14 protein-coding genes are annotated in these 17367 nt (G+C 54.9%); 4 read left to right on the top strand and 10 right to left on the bottom strand.

Features of this window, described 5'->3' with window-relative positions; translation table 11 throughout:
* Window positions 1–13: 13 nt before the first annotated feature.
* A complete protein-coding gene (locus VHE34_RS15985) occupies window positions 14–1696 on the top strand; it encodes a glutamine--tRNA ligase/YqeY domain fusion protein (protein WP_325589714.1) in 1683 nt (560 codons plus the stop codon).
* 16 nt (window positions 1697–1712) lie between these two features.
* On the opposite strand, the gene VHE34_RS15980 is transcribed toward VHE34_RS15985, so the two are convergent.
* Complete coding sequence (locus VHE34_RS15980; RefSeq protein WP_325589712.1) at window positions 1713–2117, bottom strand: hypothetical protein; 405 nt, start codon at window positions 2115–2117, stop codon at window positions 1713–1715.
* Between the two features lie 250 nt (window positions 2118–2367).
* On the opposite strand from VHE34_RS15980, the gene VHE34_RS15975 reads away from it, so the two are divergent.
* On the top strand, window positions 2368–3264 hold the full coding sequence (locus VHE34_RS15975) for a hypothetical protein (RefSeq protein WP_325589710.1): 897 nt from the start codon (window positions 2368–2370) through the stop codon (window positions 3262–3264).
* Here VHE34_RS15975 and VHE34_RS15970 read toward each other — a convergent pair.
* The 9 genes from VHE34_RS15970 to VHE34_RS15930 form a co-directional block, all read right to left on the bottom strand.
* Window positions 3242–4072, bottom strand: coding sequence for an energy transducer TonB (locus VHE34_RS15970; protein WP_325589708.1), 831 nt, complete (start codon window positions 4070–4072; stop codon window positions 3242–3244). The two genes, VHE34_RS15975 and VHE34_RS15970, sit on opposite strands and share 23 nt — an antisense overlap.
* A gap of 115 nt (window positions 4073–4187) precedes the next feature.
* The gene (locus VHE34_RS15965) at window positions 4188–4706 is read right to left on the bottom strand and encodes a hypothetical protein (protein ID WP_325589706.1); all 519 of its coding nucleotides are present in this window, start codon (window positions 4704–4706) and stop codon (window positions 4188–4190) included.
* A gap of 119 nt (window positions 4707–4825) precedes the next feature.
* On the bottom strand, window positions 4826–7987 hold the full coding sequence (locus tag VHE34_RS15960; protein ID WP_325589702.1) for a CusA/CzcA family heavy metal efflux RND transporter: 3162 nt from the start codon (window positions 7985–7987) through the stop codon (window positions 4826–4828).
* A gap of 82 nt (window positions 7988–8069) precedes the next feature.
* Window positions 8070–8987, bottom strand: coding sequence for a DUF2279 domain-containing protein (locus VHE34_RS15955; RefSeq protein ID WP_325589700.1), 918 nt, complete (start codon window positions 8985–8987; stop codon window positions 8070–8072).
* Window positions 8988–8990: 3 nt separating this feature from the next.
* On the bottom strand, window positions 8991–12155 hold the full coding sequence (locus VHE34_RS15950; protein WP_325589698.1) for a CusA/CzcA family heavy metal efflux RND transporter: 3165 nt from the start codon (window positions 12153–12155) through the stop codon (window positions 8991–8993).
* 47 nt (window positions 12156–12202) lie between these two features.
* Window positions 12203–13312: an efflux RND transporter periplasmic adaptor subunit gene (locus VHE34_RS15945; RefSeq protein ID WP_325589696.1), complete on the bottom strand. Its 1110-nt coding sequence runs from the start codon at window positions 13310–13312 to the stop codon at window positions 12203–12205.
* Between the two features lie 7 nt (window positions 13313–13319).
* Entirely contained in the window at window positions 13320–14582 is a 1263-nt protein-coding gene (locus VHE34_RS15940) for a TolC family protein (protein ID WP_325589694.1), read from the bottom strand.
* Between the two features lie 112 nt (window positions 14583–14694).
* Window positions 14695–15396, bottom strand: coding sequence for a response regulator transcription factor (locus VHE34_RS15935; protein ID WP_325589692.1), 702 nt, complete (start codon window positions 15394–15396; stop codon window positions 14695–14697).
* A gap of 8 nt (window positions 15397–15404) precedes the next feature.
* On the bottom strand, window positions 15405–16688 hold the full coding sequence (locus VHE34_RS15930) for a HAMP domain-containing sensor histidine kinase (protein WP_325589690.1): 1284 nt from the start codon (window positions 16686–16688) through the stop codon (window positions 15405–15407).
* A gap of 133 nt (window positions 16689–16821) precedes the next feature.
* On the opposite strand from VHE34_RS15930, the gene VHE34_RS15925 reads away from it, so the two are divergent.
* Window positions 16822–17139 (top strand): hypothetical protein, encoded by a 318-nt coding sequence (locus VHE34_RS15925; RefSeq protein WP_325589688.1) that lies wholly within the window; start codon window positions 16822–16824, stop codon window positions 17137–17139.
* Window positions 17140–17166: 27 nt separating this feature from the next.
* A complete protein-coding gene (locus VHE34_RS15920) occupies window positions 17167–17319 on the top strand; it encodes a hypothetical protein (RefSeq protein ID WP_325589686.1) in 153 nt (50 codons plus the stop codon).
* Window positions 17320–17367 lie beyond the last annotated feature (48 nt).

Genomic DNA, 17367 nt, shown 5'->3' with positions numbered 1-17367 from the left:
GTAAATTCGCGGCATGTCCGAAGAACTAAAGAAAGAAGAAGAAAAGTCGTTGAATTTCCTGGAAGAGATCGTCGAAGAAGACCTGGCGACCGGAAAGGTGAAAACCGTTCGTACCCGATTCCCGCCGGAGCCGAATGGGTATCTCCATATCGGCCACTCCAAAGCTATCATCGTCAATTTCAGTCTTGCGGGGAAATATGGGGGTTCTACCAATCTGCGCTTTGATGATACCAACCCGGTCACCGAGGATACGGAATATGTCGAAGGCATCAAGGAAGATATCCGCTGGCTAGGCTTTGAATGGGCGAACGAATTCTACGCATCCGATTATTTCGAACAGTTATACCTGTTGGCGGAGGACCTTATCCGCAAGGGACTGGCCTATGTCGATGACAGTTCGGCGGAGGAGATCGCGAAGATGAAGGGGACGCCGACGGAGCCGGGTACCGACAGTCCTTACCGGAACCGGACGGTGGAGGAGAATCTTCAACTTTTCCGGGACATGCGGGCCCGAAAATACAAGGAAGGGGAGAAGGTGCTGCGCGCAAAGATAGACATGGCATCGTCCAATATGTGGCTCCGCGATCCGCTTATGTACCGGATCAAGTATGCCAGCCACCATCGCACGGGCGATGCCTGGTGTATCTATCCGCTGTATGACTTTGCCCATGGCCAGAGCGACGCCATCGAGCAGATCACGCATTCCTGCTGCTCGCTGGAATATGTTTCTCACCGCCCCCTGTATGACTGGTTCATCGAAAAACTGGAACTATTTCCTTCTCATCAATATGAGTTCTCCCGGTTGAATATGACCTACACCGTGATGAGCAAACGGAGGTTGCTGCAACTGGTGAACGAAGGTTTTGTGGCAGGGTGGGACGATCCCCGGATGCCGACGATCTCGGGTTTGCGCCGTCGCGGTTATACGCCTGAGAGCATTCGCCTTTTTGCCGACAAGGTTGGCGTACAGAAACGCGAGAACCTGATCGATGTTTCGCTGCTGGAGTTCTGTGTCCGCGAACATCTCAATAAGATCGCGCATCGCCGGATGGTCGTTTTCGATCCGTTGAAGGTGGTGATCACGGACTATGCGGGCGACGAGGAATGGCTGCCGAGCGAAAATAATCCCGAAGACCCCGAAACGGGAACCCGGGATATCCCCTTTAGCCGGGAATTGTATATCGAGCGGGAAGATTTCATGGAGAATCCGCCCAAGAAATTCTTCCGGCTGTCACCGGGTCAGAAGGTGCGGCTGAAAAGCGCTTATATCATCCAGTGCGATGAGGTGGTGAAGGATGCCTCGGGCAACATTACCGAGCTGCGCTGTTCGCATCTGCCGGAGAGCAAGAGCGGCGGGGCGCAGTCCAATATAAAGGTTCAGGCGACGATCCATTGGGTGAGTCTTCCGCATGCGATCACCGCGGAGGTGCGGCTCTACGACCGGCTCTTCCGCGTTGAGGACCCGGCCAATGAGGATGGGGATTTCAAGGAGTATATCAACCCCGATTCGTTGCAGGTGCTCACCGGGGCCTTTGCCGAGCCGGCTCTGCGCAAAGCGAAATTCGACGAGCACTATCAGTTTCTGCGAAAAGGATATTTCTATCTCGATAAGGACAGTTCGGAGGAGAAGATCGTCTTCAACCGGACGACGACCCTGCGGGACACCTGGGAAAAAGAAAAAAAGAAGAGCAGCTAAGGCTGCTCTTCTTTTTTTATCTGCCGCCGCCGCCGCGTTGCGGTCGATTGGCTTGCATCCAATCCTGGTATTTCTTGAACAGGTCGGCGCCAAGGGCGGCCTGCAGCCGGGCATTCATCGCCTCGGTCAGCGGTTGCATCTTGGCCATGCGATCTTCCCGGCTCAGGCCCTGGTTGGCCGGGTCCATGAAGATATCGCGCCTTTTGGCATTGAACTCCATGCTGATGGCTTTCACGGAGTCCGCCTGGGTCTGCGTTAGATTCAGGTCGGTCTTCATCTTGGCCAGCATGGCTTCCTGCCGCTGACGCATGGCGGCCGTATCCATCATACGACCCCCTCCGCCCTGGGCGAAGGTAGAGGTGACGGTGAAAAGCGCTATGATCAGGGTAGCGCAAGCGATCATTTTTTTGCTCCAGTTCATGAGTGAAAAGTTTTAATGATAAATGGGTGTTACACCAAATTTGTGCTAAAAACGCCTGTGGTTCATGGCTTTTAGATAGGCGGCAATCGGTGGCTTCGCGTGTCGGTCAATGACTGCTTTTTTGGCGTGAATATTGCTCTTTTGTACTTCCAGCCCGCCCCCAGGCCCGGAACTCGAATTCAAAATTCTTCCTTTTATACAATCGCCTGTATATCACTATTGAGAGCAACTCTACTTAAACCTTTTGGTCATGTATCGACTACTTGTCAACCTGTATGAGTTCGGGCAATTCCTGCGCATTCTTTTATGGATCTCCGTGCCGCTGGTGATCTTGTCCATGCTGATCACCACCTGGCTGCATTATCGGCGGAAACGGCAGGTGCCGGAAGAGCTGTTACTTTCCCTTTCCGGGGCCAAAGGAGGGGAGACCGGCCATGAGGATACTGCTCCCACCGTGGCGTCCGCCATCCTGCGGTCGGCCTCGGAGCCGGGCGGGAACGGCAATACCCCCATGCAAGAGACAGGCGTGGAGCCGGCCCTGGACCCGGAACAGCAGGAAAAGGTCTACAAAGGCATCCTCTGGATGAAGCAGAAATACGAGCAGTACCGGGATATGGCCGACCGTCGCTATGAGCAGCTGAAGGAGCAGCTTACCCGGACCGAAAAGAAATACCAGGAGCTGCTGGAAGCGGCAAGCCGTAACCTGGCCCCGGCAAGCCAATTGGGGGGCGATGGGGGGCAAGGGGTTGCGGCGGCGGAACCGGCGGGAAATCTGGCGTTATCCGATGTGGAAAAAGCTTCTTACCCCGATCTCCTGGAGGAAAAAAACCGGCAGATCGCTTTTCTTCAGCAACAGCTGGACCAGCGGATAAAAACCTACCACCAGGCCGAGATCGACGGCCGGGAAAACAAGAGCCGGATGCTGGAACTGGAAGAAGGTCTGTTCCGCACCCGGCATCTCCTGGAAGAAAAGCAAGCCTATATCGATCAATTGGAAGGCCAGTTGGTATCCGAACGCCGGAAGATCGAAGACCTTGTGAGCAAGCTTCAGACGAGCAGCCATCAGCTGCTGACCATCTATGAAGAGCTGGACCGGTCGATGAGGCCGGCGGCGGACGAGCCGCTTAATTCTCCCACCGGATCGTGATGGGTTGAATTTTATAGGAATTGACTGCCCGCCCATTCTGAATGGCGGGCTTCCATTTTTTGCTGAGGCGGATCACCCTGATGGCTTCTTTTTGCAGTACCGCGGCGCCGTCAAGCGCTTTGACATCGCTGACCATTCCTTCCTTATCGACGATGAACTGGACCCTGACGGTGGCGGTGCTGCTGTCGCCTTCCGGGGCGTCGGGCACGCGGAAGTTCTTCGACAGGAAGCGCTGCCAGGCGCCGGACCCGCCCTCGAATTCGGACTCGATCTCCACTTTTCTGAAGACGATATTATCATCATCGTTTGTTTTCACCGGCACATCGACCACATTGCTGCCGGGGCCATTGCCGTCCGACAGCGGCCGCGCGAGATCGTCTCCATGAGCCGTAAGATCGGTGGTGACGCCGATCTTGAAATTATCCGGGACGACATCCGGCTGCGGTTTGTCATCGGGCCGCACCTGGTCGTCCGGCACGATACGGGAGGGGACGAAACGGATCGTCGGGGCGGGAGCCGCGATGTGCAGGGGTTTGGGGATGGGGGGTAACGGATCTTTTTTGATGGCCACGGGATCGATGGGTGTGATCGACCAATCGGTTACGGAAATGGGTAACCGATTACGGTCCGGCTTCCCGGCTACTGTAAACCCGATGAACAATAAAAGACAGAGCGAGAGCATGACCGCTATCGACCGGCGGAGCCTGCCGTTGTACGACTTGCGCAGATCGTATGCGCCGTACTCTTTATTGCGGCCATCGAATACAATGTCGAGGAGATCGGCTTGTTGAATTTGTCGAGTGTCCATAGAAGTGTGTTTCTATTGAGACACCCGATACAACGGAATCCACAGAGCACAACCTGCAATATTTGTTTGTGGAAATTGGCGTTGACGGCATCTTCTTAATGGCGGCGCCCCGATCCTACATCAACTTTTTGGCTTCGAAGCTAAGAACCTCCGAGACCACGTTCTGAAGGGAAGCTTTAGGGTTTTGCACGAGGAGATCGAGCAGATGCTTGTTCAGGTCGACGCCTGTAGCTTCGGGCGCCAGGAAGGAGGCTACCTGATTTACGATCAGCAGGTTTTGCTCTTTATAGTTTCGGACGGCATCCCAGGCCTCGGCGCTGACATAGATCTGCTGGGTGATATTGTGCTCGAATTCCTGGCGGATGGCCTGGGTCAGCAGGGATTGCATGTCCCGCGCTTCGAGTCCCGGCTGGTTGAGGCGCTGGATGAGATTGGGCAGGGCGATGCGGTCGGTCAGAAGGATCAGCCGCTCATAGGCCTGGAGCTGCAGCTGCCGGGTATTGGCATCACCGGTAGCGGGCGCTGCGGCCTGGGCAGCTTTCAGCTCGCGACGTTGTTTCAGGAACAGGAAGACGAGAACGCCCGCAACGAGGGCGGCAAATGCAATGGCGATGATAAGCAGGGTGGAGTCCATAATCGTAAAAGTAAAAAAAACGCTGCCATAGACCTAAAAAGTATGGCCAGCGTTTTTTTTCATGATGTCCGGTGCGCTATCGCGCTCCGGGGAACGCGACCGGAGCCGCATTTATTATTTTATCCCTCTTTTGTATGTACCGTGTCCACCTTCCGGTAGGACCAGAAGAACACCAGCGGGAAGACGAGCAGCGAGAACACGGTCGCGCAGATCAGTCCGCCGATGACCACACGGGCCAGGGGGCGGCTGCTCTCCGAGCCGATGCCTGTACTGATCGCCGCCGGCAGCAGGCCAATGGTCGCCATCAGGGCGGTCATCATGACCGGCCGGATCAGCTCGTTCACGCCGAGCTTGATGGAGGTATACAGGGGACTTTCACTATGTTTGATCAATTCGAGATTCCGTTTGAACGCGGTGATCAGCAGCACCCCGGTGAGGATACAGATACCAAAAAGGGCGATAAAGCCGATACCCGCGGAGATGCTGAAATTGGTGCCGGTGATCAGCAGGGCGAGAATGCCCCCGACGACGGCTGTGGGGACGTTGAGGAAGACCAGCCCGGCGTCCTTGAGATTGCCGAACATGACGAACAGCAGTAAAAAGATCAGTAAAAGGCTGATGGGCACCACCTGCGCCAGCCGTTTGGAGGCTCGTTGCTGGTTCTCAAAATCCCCCTGCCAGACCATCGAATAGCCCCGCTTCAGCGAGATCACCTGGTCCACTTTTTGTTGGGCCTCGGCGATGGCGCTGCCCATGTCCCGGCCCCGGACCGAGAACTTGACGGCCGAATAACGGCGGTTATCGTCGCGGAAGATCAAACAGGGGCCGGTCTTTTGCGTGATCGTTGCGATCTCATGCACGGGGACCTTGGCGCCGCTGAGGGTCGGCACCAGCAGGTTGCCGATATCGTCCTGGGTCATGCGGAACTGTTCCGGGAACCGGATGCGGATATCGAATTTGCGGATCCCTTCATACAACTGGGTCACCGCCTTGCCGCCGATCGCCATCTCGATAACGGCGTTGGCATCGGCCGTGGAGACGCCGTACAAGGCCATCTTACTTTGATTCAGATCGATGTCCAGTTCGGGCTGGCCGATATTGCGGATCACCCCGAGATCATCGATCCCTTCGATCTTCTTAAGGACGTTATATACTTTGGTCGACTGCTCTTCCATATAGTCCAGCGAGTCGCCGTAGACCTTCACGCAGATGGAGCCCTTTACGCCGGATACCGCCTCCTCCACGTTGTCCATGATGGGCTGCGAGAAGTTAAGATCGGCGCCCGGGATCACCGAAAGGGCCTTGCTCATCGTATCGATCAGCTCTTCTTTGCTTATTTTGGGGTTCCACTCTTCCTGTGGATAGAGCGATACGCCGAACTCGTTATTGTAGAAGCCCGCTACATCCGTTCCGTCATCCGGCCGGCCGGTTTGCGACATGATGCGCCGCACCTGCGGGAACCTGATCATGATCGCCCGCATCTGTTCGGCCTTGGCCATCGAGGTGTCGAGCGAGATGCTATAGGGCAGTGTCGCCCGGACCCAGATAGAACCTTCATTCAGCTCGGGCAGGAACTCGGTGCCGAGGAATTTGAATGCATACAGCCCGATGGCGATGATCACCGTGGTGACGATCAGGCAGAGCCGTTTATTTTTGAAATTGAATTTGAAGATCGCCATAATAATGGCGGTGAGGAAATGCACGATGGGATTGTGCTTTTCCTTCACGTTCCTGCGCAGCAGCACATTGACCAGCACGGGTACCAGGGTCAGCGTAAAGATCAGTGCGCCCAGCAGCGCGAAGCCAAGGGTATAGGCCAGGGGAGAGAAAAGCTTTCCTTCGACCTTTTGGAAGGAGAAGATGGGCAGCAGTGCGGTGATGATGATGATCTTGGTAAAGAAGATCGCCTTGGCCAGTTCTCCGCCGCGACGGCGGATGATACCGAGCTTGGACAGGTGGTTGAATCGTTCCATCCCCACTTCGTGCGCCCGTTTATCGAGCACCACGAACAGGCCTTCCACCATGATCACGGCACCGTCGATGATGATCCCGAAGTCGATGGCGCCGAGTGAAAGGAGGTTGGCCGACATCCCCATATAATTGAGACAGATAAAGGAAAAGAGCAGGGAGAGGGGGATGATGATCGAGACGATCAGCGTAGTCCGCCAGTTGAACATGAACAGCGACACGACCAGGGTCACCAGCACGATCCCTTCCACGAGGTTGTGCAGGACAGTGTGGGTGGCGTATTTGATGAGGTCTTCCCGGTTGTAGAAGGAGTTCAATTTGGTGTCGGCCGGCAGGATACGGGTGTTCAACCGGCTAACGGCCGTTTTGATCCCCTGGATGACATGATCGGGGTTCTCGCCCTTGCGCATCAGCACGATGCCTTCCACCGCATCGGGGTTGTTCCGGTATTTACGCGGTTGTCCCGCGCTGTCGATGCCATCGGTTCGGCCGACTTCACCGAGCCGCGGAAGATTGGATATCTGTACGTCGGCGACATCCTTTACCAGCACGGGAATACCGTTGTTGTCCTCGACGATGATGTTTCGGATCTCGTTGATATCGTTCAGCAGACCGATGCCGCGGACGACATAGGCCTGGGAGTTCTTTTTGATGACGTCGCCGCCGATATTGATATTGCTCTTGCTGACGGCGTTGTAAACATCCAGTGGGGTGATGCCGAGGTTGTTCAACACCAGCGGGTTCACCTGGATCTCGTAGGTCTTTACCTTTCCGCCGAAGCTGACGATATCTGCTACGCCGGGCACGGAGCGAAGTTCGCGATCCACCACCCAGTCCTGAAGGGTCTTCAGCTCGCGCGAGTCCCGGAAGTTGCTTTCGAGCGTATAACGGAATACCTCACCCGTAGGACCGGTCGGCGGCTGTACATCCGGGTCCACATTTTCGGGAAGATCGGCATTATGAAGCAGGCTATTGACCTGCTGGCGCGCGTAGGAGTCCTGCACGTCGTCATCGAAAATCAGTTTCACCACCGAAAGACCGAATATCGTCGTGCTCCGCAGACTCGTCTTTCGTTGAACAGGGTTCATCGCCAGCTCGATCGGGATCGTCACAAATTTCTCCACCTCCTCGGCGCTGCGGCCCGGCCACTGCGTGATGATCGTGATCTCGGTATTTGTGACATCCGGAAATGCCTCGATCGGCATGTTCTTGAACGTGATGACGCCGTAGATGACCAGTAGGAGGGTAGCGAAGAAGACGAAATATTTGTTCTTTAAAGAGAAAGCTAAGATGCCTTTGAAGACCTTGTTCATCCGGTAAATTTAACTGCGGCAAGTTAATCAAAAGTTAAGCGCTGGTTAAGCCGCGCCGGGGGAATTTCGGGCCATTAACAAATCAATAGTAAAAGGGGTGGAATTGAAGACCTTTTACGGCATTCCATTCAAGGGCCGGGGCGGGTGTTTTGAAGGTCCTGTTCACTTCCAGCAGGGTAGAGGTCAATGGCGAAAGCCCGTCGATGCGATAGAGGTCCGTGTCGAAGGAAAGATACCATTGCCGGTACCGCCGGAATTCCGGGATGGTCCGGCCGTTGACCTCCGTAGGATTCTTAAAGGCGCCGATCATCCCCTCCGCGCCATAGCCGGCCGAGACATTGAGCCATCGCGGGAAGTTGCTGGACGCCGGGAGAAAAGAGGCGATATTGAAGGATAGCCAGTAAGATTGGCCGTTGTAGTCCTTCAGCATTCGCTGTGGAAGATTGGCGCCCAGCTCGGCGGGATAGTATTTGGGAAAGATCGTGCCGTGGTAAGAAAATTTCAGGCTGATGCGCTGTTCCCCCCACATCAGGTGTTGGCCTTCGAAGAGCAGACAGCCCGCCATATTGGCGAACATGTCTCCTTTGGAGAACCCCCAGTGGGCGGAATGACCGTCCATGATCTCGATCATGGATAGAAAGCTCAGCGCGGTGGCGGTGCCGATAAGCGCGGCGGTGCCTGGACGGACGCCACCCCAGCGGAGGAGATCGGTCTGGATGGCGGCGATGTTATAGGCGGTGGCGGCATGGCCGACCTTATCGACCTGCAGCCATTCGCCATTATCGTTGAAATAGTGGAATTTGCCGTGGGGAAATTTCTTATACCAGAGATAGTTGAGCCCGATGGTCACCGCGACGCCGATCGCGGATTCCACGATGATGGTGCTGTTGACACGACCGGGATTGTAGGTAGGGGAGCGTTTGAAGAAGTCCTGCGCCCGGGCGGAGGACAAAACCAGCAGGGAGAGGGCAACCGACAGGCAATATTTTTTCAATTGCATGCTCTAAGATATAGAAAAACGTTCCTCCCTGAACGTTTTTCTATAGGCCCAGGCGAAGATCAGCGGGAATACGAGCAGCGAGAAGATCATCGCACATAGGATCCCTCCTATGACGACGCGGGCCAGGGGCCGGCTGCTCTCCGAGCCGATGCCGTGGGAGACCGCCGCGGGAAAGAGGCCGATGGCGGCCATCAGCGCGGTCATCATCACCGGCCGGATGCGGGAGCTCACCCCAAGCTTGATGGCCGTGTACAAGGTGTTGCTTTGATTTCGCATATGCTCGAGGTTGTGTTTAAAGACGGTGATCAGCAGCACCCCGTCCTGTATACAGATGCCAAACAGCGCGATGAAGCCGATGCCCGCGGAGATACTGAAATTCGTGGCTGTCACATGCAGGGCGATGACCCCGCCCACGATGGCGAACGGCACGTTGAGGAAGACCAGCCCGGCATCCTTAAGGTTGCCGAACATGACGAACAGCAGGATAAAGATCAGCAGCAGGCTGATGGGCACCACCTGTTCGAGGCGTTTGGTCGCCCGTTGCTGATTCTCGAAGTCCCCCTGCCAGACCATGTCATAGCCTTTTTTAACCGTCACGGCCTTATTGACTTTCTCCTGTGCTTCGGAGATGGTGCTACCCATGTCGCGGCCGCGGACCGAGAACTTGAGCGCCGAATACCGCTCGTTGTCATCCCGGAAGATAAGACAGGGGCCCGTCTTCGGCGTGATGGTCGCGATCTCCCGGAGGGCCACCCTGGACCCATTCTGCGAGGGCACGAGAAGGTTGCCGATATCGTCCACCGTCATGCGGAAAGCTTCGGGATAGCGGACGCGTATGTCGAAGAGCTTTATGTCTTCATGCAGGGTACTGGCGGCCTTGCCGCCGATGGCCATTTCGATGACCGCGTTGGCGTCGGCGGTGGCAACGCCATAAAGGGCCATCCGCTGCTGATCGAGATCGATATCCAGCTCGGGCTGACCGATATTGCGGATGACACCCAGGTCTTCAATGCCCCGGACGGTCTTCAGGATATCATACACCTGTTGCACCTTCGACTCCATGTAATTGAGCGAGTCGCCGAAGACCTTGACGCAGATGGAGCCTTTTACGCCCGATACCGCCTCTTCGATGTTATCGCTGATGGGCTGCGAGAAGTTCCAATCGACGCCGGGGATGACGGACAGCCGTTTGTTCATCGAATCGATGAGTTCATCTTTTGTGATATGGGGCTTCCAATCCTCTTCGGGATGGAGGATGATATCGAATTCGTTGTTGTAAAATCCGGTCACATCGGTGCCATCATCGGGCCGTCCCGTTTGCGAGGCAATGGTCTTTACCTGCGGGAACTCCATGACGATCTTCCGTACCTGGCGCGCCACCTCCACCGATTGGTCCAGCGAAGCGCTATAGGGCAGCTGGGCGCGAAGCCAGATGGCGCCTTCGTCCAGCTCGGGAAGGAATTCGGTGCCCAGCAGGGAAAAGGCATAGAACCCGGCGATGATGATTAAGAAGGCGACGGCGATCGTCGCCTTCTTGTGTTTCCAGTGAAAGACGAACCCACGGACCATCAGCCCCGTCAAAAAGTGGACGATGGGATTATGTTTTTCATGTACGTTCTTTCGTAACAGGACATTGATCAGCACCGGCACCAGCGTCAGGGTCGTGATCAGCGCGCCCAGGAGTGCGAACCCAAGCGTATAGGCCAGCGGCGAGAACAGCTTTCCTTCTACCTTCTGGAAGGCGAAGATGGGCATCAGACCGGTGATGATGATCAGTTTGGCAAAGAAGATGGCTTTGCCGAGCTGGGCGCCATTCTTTTTGATCAGCCCCATTTTTGCCATCTTGTTGAACCGCTCCATGCCGGCCTCGCGCGCCTCGTGGTCCAGGATCACGAACATCCCCTCGACCATAACCACGGCGCCGTCGATGATGATCCCAAAGTCCACGGCGCCCAGTGAAAGCAGGTTGGCGCTCATGCCCATGAGATGGAGACAGATAAAGGCGAAGAGCAGCGACAGCGGAATGATGATCGACACGATCAGCGTGGTCCGCCAGTTGAACATAAAGACCGACACGAGCAGAGTGACCAGCAGGATACCTTCTACGAGGTTGTGCAGCACGGTATGCGTGGCGTAGTGGATGAGGTTCTCCCGATCGTAATAGGGCACGATATGCGTGTCCTTCGGCAGTACGGCGTCGTTCAGTTTGTCGATCTTTTTCTTCACTGCCTGTACTACCTGGGTGGGGTTCTCGCCTTTGCGCATTATGATGATGGCCTCGACGACATCATCCTGGTCTTCGACCGTCACGCGTCCTGCGGAGTCGGTGACATGATCCGCCCGCCCTACATGCCCGAGGCGCGGCAGATTGGATAACTTCACCTCCGCCACATCCTTTACGAGAACAGGTATGTCGTTGGTATTCGTGACGATGATATTTCGGATCTCGTTGATATCGTTCAGCAACCCGATCCCCCGCACTACATAGGCCTGGTTATTCCGGACGATGAAGTCGCCGCCGATATTGATGTTGCTTTTCTGGACGGCCGAATAGACGTCCAGCGGGGTGATCCCCAGGTTGGTCAGCTTTCCCGGGTCCACCTGTATCTCGTAGGTCTTGACCCGGCCGCCAAAGCTGACGATATCGGCGACCCCGGGCACGGCGCGCAGCTGGCGGTCGATGACCCAGTCCTGGATCGTTTTCAGCTCCCGGTCATCGCGGATGCTGCTCTTCAGCGTATAGCGGAAGATCTCCCCCGTGGGTCCTGTCGGCGGTTGCACCTGTGGCTGAATGCTTTCCGGCAGGGTGACATTGGCCAGCAACGAATTCACCTGGTTGCGGGCGTCCCTGTCCATCACGCCGTCTTCGAAGATCAGCTTCACATAGGAGAGCCCGAAGATGCTGGTACTCCGAAGGCTGATCTTCTGCTGTACCGGGTTCATCGCGATCTCGATCGGGATGGTGATGAACTTCTCCACTTCCTCCGCGCTACGTCCCGGCCATTGGGTGATGATGCTGATCTCCGTATTGGTCACATCCGGGAAGGCCTCGATGGGCATGTTCCGGAACGTGACGATCCCCGATGCCAATAAAAGGGCTGTACAGAAGAAAATGAAGTAACGGTTCTTTAAAGAAAAGGCAATAATACTCCTGAGAAGCTTATTCATCTTCTAAATAGTTTTAATATTAAAACGGTATGGTCTTGCGCGCCCGGCTAGCTGTTCAGCGCATTATAGATCAATATCGCCTGGGAGCCGACGACCTTGTCGCCGTCACTGACGCCCGATGCGATATAAGTCCGGTCGCCGACCGAATTGAGGACCTGTACAGGAGTAATTTTGATATCAGTTTTGGAGTTGTAGACTAAGACATAATACTGGCTGTGATCGAAGATCAGGGCCTGTGACGGAACGCTGAGGCATTTGGCGTTCTCTTTGTCGGCGACGGTGATGCTGGCATACATTTCCGGCTTCAGCACATAGTCCGGGTTGGGCAGCACGACCCGAACCTTCATGACCTTGCTGGAAGGATCGAGGACGTTCATGACCTTATCGATGCGCCCCCTGAACACGCGTCCGGGGTAGGCGAGGGTAGTGACGTCGACATTCTCGCCCTGGTGGATCAGGCTGATATTGGACTCGTAGACATTGGCCTGGATCCAGACCGTCTTGAGATCGGAGATGGTGAACAGGCTGGCGCTGTTGTCGGCACGCATGGCCATGTTGTTGATCGCGGACTTCTGGACGATGAACCCGCTGATCGGGGCCTTTACGACGAAGTCGCCCTGGCTGCCGGCGCCATTGATGGTCAACACGGCATGGACCCGGTTAAGCTCGGACCGGGCCTGTTGAACGGTGATCTCCGCGTTCAGCGAATCGGTCATCGAGGCGAGACCGGATTTATAGAGGTCCCTGGTCTTCTGGAGATTGGTCTGGGCCAGCCGGAGATTGGTCTCCGCGTTGACGAGATCGTTACTATAGCCGGCGATCTCGGAGCTTCTTACGACCGCAAGGGTCTGTCCTGCCTTCACATAATCCCCCAGCATGACCTTTACATCGGAGATGATCCCGCTGACCATGGAATTGACAGGCACCACATGGTCTTCGTCCGAGCCCACTTTCCCGGTAAGGGTGATCGAGTTCACCAGCTGCGAGATGGTCACCGTGTCGATCTTCAGGTTCCTGGCGATGGTATCCGGAAGCACGTATTTTTCTTTGTCTGGGGCGGGCTTTTGCTCCTGTGAGCCGCAGGACGCAAACAGCACGACTCCGGCTGCCAAAAGGGAAGAGAGGAAGAGATGACCGTTGATAAAGCTCTTTTGCATATTGGTGTTAGTTGAAGAAATTCGTTCCGGTGTAAAAATTGATATCTTCAAAAGCGCTGACCCGGTTGAACCCGATGGTGTTCAGCTGCAACGTATTTTGTTTGTACGAATCGTAGAAATCGAGGAACTCCAGGATGTTGATATTCCGCTTTTGGTAGTTGATCAGCATTTCATGCATCAGCCGCTGGAAGTCGTTGAAGAATTTGGGATCGACAGTGCCGAACAGCTTTTGCTGTGCAAAAGCCCGTTGCAGCGAGTTGGTGACATTCTCTTCCACCGTCGCCTGGATGCTGCGTTGGGTGGCCTCCGAGTTCGCTATCTGCAGTTTGGAGCTTTTAATATTGCCCTGGTTGCGGTTGAAGAAAGGCAGATCGATCGAAGCGCCGATGCCGTAATAATCGGTCAGGAAGCTGCCTGCATGGTCATAACCGAGATTCAGGGTCAGGTCTGGCACCGCCAAAGATCTCTGGTAGTTGTAGTTCAATTGGTTGATCCGGTTGTTGGTCCGGGCAATCTGCAGATCGCTGCGGTTGTGATAGGCGGAGTCGATCAGCTGCGTCAGCGAATATTGACCCGGGTCGAGCCGGGTCAGGGCCATGGAATCCACCTGCGGATCGATGTAGAAATTGGGCCTGGCCTGCAATACCAGCCGCAACTCGCTTTGGGTGGTGTTGATCTGGTTGATCAACTGGCTGTACTCGCTTTGAAAGCTGTACAGTTGCGCCTTGATCCGCACGACCTCTTTCTCTGAGATATATCCCTTGCCCTGTTGCTCCGAGAATGCTTTCACGACCTGGCTCAGGGCCTTTATCTCTTCGTCATAGACCCGGGCGGACTCCTGCAGGTAATAGATCTGGAAGAAGTCGGTGCGCAGGGTATACTTCAACGTACGCATGAGATCGAAAAACTGGTATTCCGACAAATGGGCCGTTTCCTGGGCCAGTTGGATCTGCTTGTTGCGTTTGCCGGCCAGCAGGATCAGCTGGGACACTCCCACGGAGGTTTGATTGGGGAACCATTGTTTCAACTGCCCGGAATACAGTCCCTGGTTGATCTGGAAATTCGGGTTGGGCCAGAGCCGGGCCTGGATCACCAGCGCCTGGTTGGCGCTGATATTGTATCGCGACGCGAGGAGCTGAAGATTGCTGTCGAGAAACATTTTCTCGGCTGCGGCCAGCGGCAGATGCAGGGTGTCCTGCCGGGGTTGCGCCATCGCGGGGGCGTCGAAGAGACAAAGTCCGAGAAGGAGATAGAGCCACTTCTTATGCATAGGTTCAGCGAACGTTTTTTTAGTGTGCAAAAGTATTTTATTAATATGTTAATCAGGGGTTAACCGGCCCCCTGGATGTGAACATATGGCAAAAAAAACTGAAGAATGCGGCTCAGTCCTGTGGAGTGTTGAAGCGGAATCCCACTCCGTGGATGGTCTCGAGGTTCACCTGAGGATCGGCCTTGAAATACTTCCGCAACTTGGTGATGAAAACATCCATGCTCCGGCCGAGGAAATAATCGTCCTTGCCCCAGACATTGAGGAGTACCTCTTCTCTTTTCAGGATGCGGTTGGAGTGTTCGCATAGGAATTTGAGGAGATCGGCCTCCTTTTGGGTAAGGTTGAAGATATCCTTGCCGATGATCAGTTTCAGATCGGTATAGGAGAAATTGAGCCGGCCGATGGTGAATGTCACCGACCGCTCCGAATGCATCTTCCGGGTGCGCCGCAGGAAGACCTCCATGCGCATCAGCAGCTCCTGGATGCTGAAGGGCTTGGTGATATAGTCGTCGGCACCGCTTTGGAACCCCTTGATCTTGTCCTCTTCCATCGAGCGGGCCGTCAGGAACAGGATGGGCACCATATCGCTTTGCTGGCGGATCTTTTTGGCCACCGCAAATCCATCCTTATTGGGCATCATGACGTCGAGCAGACAGATGCCGAATTCGTCCTTATCGAACTTTTCGATGGCGGCCTGGCCATCGGGACACAGGACTACCTCGTAACCGGCGTCGATCAAATTATCCTTGATGACATATCCGAGGGAAAGATCGTCTTCTGCCAATAACACTTTAACTTTTGACGCTTGTTGCATAGATAATCTTAGTTAAGGGGGATAAATAATCTAAATTCGGTGCCGATGCCGGGCAGGCTATGGACCCTGATCCTGCCTTTATGCGCATCGATGATCCGTTTGACGAAGTTGAGACCCAGGCCAAAACCTTTTACGTCGTGGATATCCCCGGTGGGCACCCGGTAGAACTTTTTGAAGATATTCTTCAGATACTGTCTCTCGATACCGACCCCGTTGTCTTTAACGGAGATGAAGAAATCGTCCTCCATGCGTCCGGTCTCGACCACGATATGGGGGTCGTGGGAGTATTTCAGGGCGTTCTCCAGCAGGTTGACGACGGCCAGCTCGAGATGGGCCCGGTCCGCGTGTACCCGCCCGTTGCCGGTCCCGTCGTCGATCTTCACTTCCACCCTGGCCCGCTTCTGGTCTATCAGCGGCTGCACTTTTCCAAGGGCTTGTTCGATCAGCAGCTGCGGGTCGACATCCTCCTTGCGTATCGGAAGGTCCCTGGACTCGATGGAAGCGGCGCGAAGGAGCCGTTCGACCTGGCTTTGAAGGTGTTCCGTCTGGTTCCGGATGATGGCGGAATAACGTTCGAGCCGATCGGGCTGGTGGACGATGGACTCCTGCGAAAGCACGTCGGCGGCGATCTTCATCACGGCCAGCGGGGTCTTGAACTCGTGGGTGAAATTGTTGACGAAGTCTTTCTGGATCTCCGCCAGGAACTTCTGCCGGTAGAAATAGAACAGGCTGGCGGCAAGACCGATCAGCGCCAGAAATAGTATGACGGTGCTGACGATCCAGAAATCCATCTGTTCGAGGATATATTCCTGGCGATGGGGGAAATACAGCAGGATATGGTCAAAGCCCCTGGTGTTGTCATAAACGGGCAGTTCCTGCGCTGGGGGCTTCACGCCGGCGTAGCGGGAAGCGGGGGTCGGGATGAACTCCTCGTAGACGAATTTTTTTTCCGTCGAGCTATAGGCGCCAAGCTTGCAGTCGGTGAGGACGCCGAAGTTGGCGAATTCGACCTGGATATTGAACACCAGGGAATCCTTTGGCGGGATGGTATCGGCTTTGAAAGTGAAATAGTTGTTGTCCGGGGCGTCGATCAGCTGTTGGAGACTGATACCCGGCGCATCGTTCATCTTGAGATCCTCAAAAAGACCGCGGATGCTCTTGACGACGTTGATGTTGAACTGCCGCTGTTCGAATGAGTAGACCTTTTTCAACCAGTAGAGCTGGACGGTCACCACGACGGCTGCGAGCAGGGTGGCGGAGAGAACGATCCATTTTAAGGTTGATGAACGCATGGATGCAAAATTGCTGAGGTTTGGGCTTTGCGCATTCGATTTATGGTTAAGTAGTGGTTAAAACGTCAATGCCAAATATATAACAATAAAAACTGATCTTTTTCGTTAAATTGACTCTCAAAATATGCCGATTATGAAAAAGATCATTTTGATTGTCAATCTGTTGTTTGCATGCGTAGGCCTTAGCTTCGCTCAAACGGCTCCCGCCAAGACTAAAGACGCCAAGACGAAGCCGGCCACTACGGCTACGACACCGGCGAAGACCTCGACTTCTACCACTGCGGCTGGTCCCACGAAAAAGGACGGTACACCCGATATGCGGTACAAGGCGAACAAAGATGCTGCGAAAGCCAAGCCGGCCGGTCCCCTGAAAAAGGATGGCACTCCAGACATGCGGTATAAGGCCAATAAAGAGGCCGCAAAAACTACTCCGGCAAAGAAGGCGAACTAAGCCATACATTTGCAAAAATTCGTGAACATGAAGAAATTGCTTTTTGCCGCAGCCCTTTTTATTGGGATGACAAGTTTTACGATGGCGCAGTCGCATCGTCGCCCCGTTCATCATCGCCGGGTGGTGCATCACTACCATCGGCATCACACGGTGCATCATGCGAGGCCACATCATCACTAAATAAAAAGGCCGCTCATTCGAGCGGCTTTTTTAATGGGGCTATACTTT

The sequence above is a fragment of the Puia sp. genome, assembly GCF_035546395.1.
Taxonomy (GTDB): Bacteria; Bacteroidota; Bacteroidia; order Chitinophagales; family Chitinophagaceae; genus Puia.
Note: the sequence above shows the minus strand (reverse complement) of the source record. Positions and strands in the feature narration are given on the sequence as shown.

Coding starts and splice junctions, on each gene's coding strand:
- VHE34_RS15985 (WP_325589714.1), top strand. CDS start 14: ATGTCCGAAGAACTAAAGAAAGAAGAAGAAAAGTCGTTGAATTTCCTG.
- VHE34_RS15980 (WP_325589712.1), bottom strand. CDS start 2,117: ATGAACTGGAGCAAAAAAATGATCGCTTGCGCTACCCTGATCATAGCG.
- VHE34_RS15975 (WP_325589710.1), top strand. CDS start 2,368: ATGTATCGACTACTTGTCAACCTGTATGAGTTCGGGCAATTCCTGCGC.
- VHE34_RS15970 (WP_325589708.1), bottom strand. CDS start 4,072: ATGGACACTCGACAAATTCAACAAGCCGATCTCCTCGACATTGTATTC.
- VHE34_RS15965 (WP_325589706.1), bottom strand. CDS start 4,706: ATGGACTCCACCCTGCTTATCATCGCCATTGCATTTGCCGCCCTCGTT.
- VHE34_RS15960 (WP_325589702.1), bottom strand. CDS start 7,987: ATGAACAAGGTCTTCAAAGGCATCTTAGCTTTCTCTTTAAAGAACAAA.
- VHE34_RS15955 (WP_325589700.1), bottom strand. CDS start 8,987: ATGCAATTGAAAAAATATTGCCTGTCGGTTGCCCTCTCCCTGCTGGTT.
- VHE34_RS15950 (WP_325589698.1), bottom strand. CDS start 12,155: ATGAATAAGCTTCTCAGGAGTATTATTGCCTTTTCTTTAAAGAACCGT.
- VHE34_RS15945 (WP_325589696.1), bottom strand. CDS start 13,312: ATGCAAAAGAGCTTTATCAACGGTCATCTCTTCCTCTCTTCCCTTTTG.
- VHE34_RS15940 (WP_325589694.1), bottom strand. CDS start 14,582: ATGCATAAGAAGTGGCTCTATCTCCTTCTCGGACTTTGTCTCTTCGAC.
- VHE34_RS15935 (WP_325589692.1), bottom strand. CDS start 15,396: ATGCAACAAGCGTCAAAAGTTAAAGTGTTATTGGCAGAAGACGATCTT.
- VHE34_RS15930 (WP_325589690.1), bottom strand. CDS start 16,688: ATGCGTTCATCAACCTTAAAATGGATCGTTCTCTCCGCCACCCTGCTC.
- VHE34_RS15925 (WP_325589688.1), top strand. CDS start 16,822: ATGAAAAAGATCATTTTGATTGTCAATCTGTTGTTTGCATGCGTAGGC.
- VHE34_RS15920 (WP_325589686.1), top strand. CDS start 17,167: ATGAAGAAATTGCTTTTTGCCGCAGCCCTTTTTATTGGGATGACAAGT.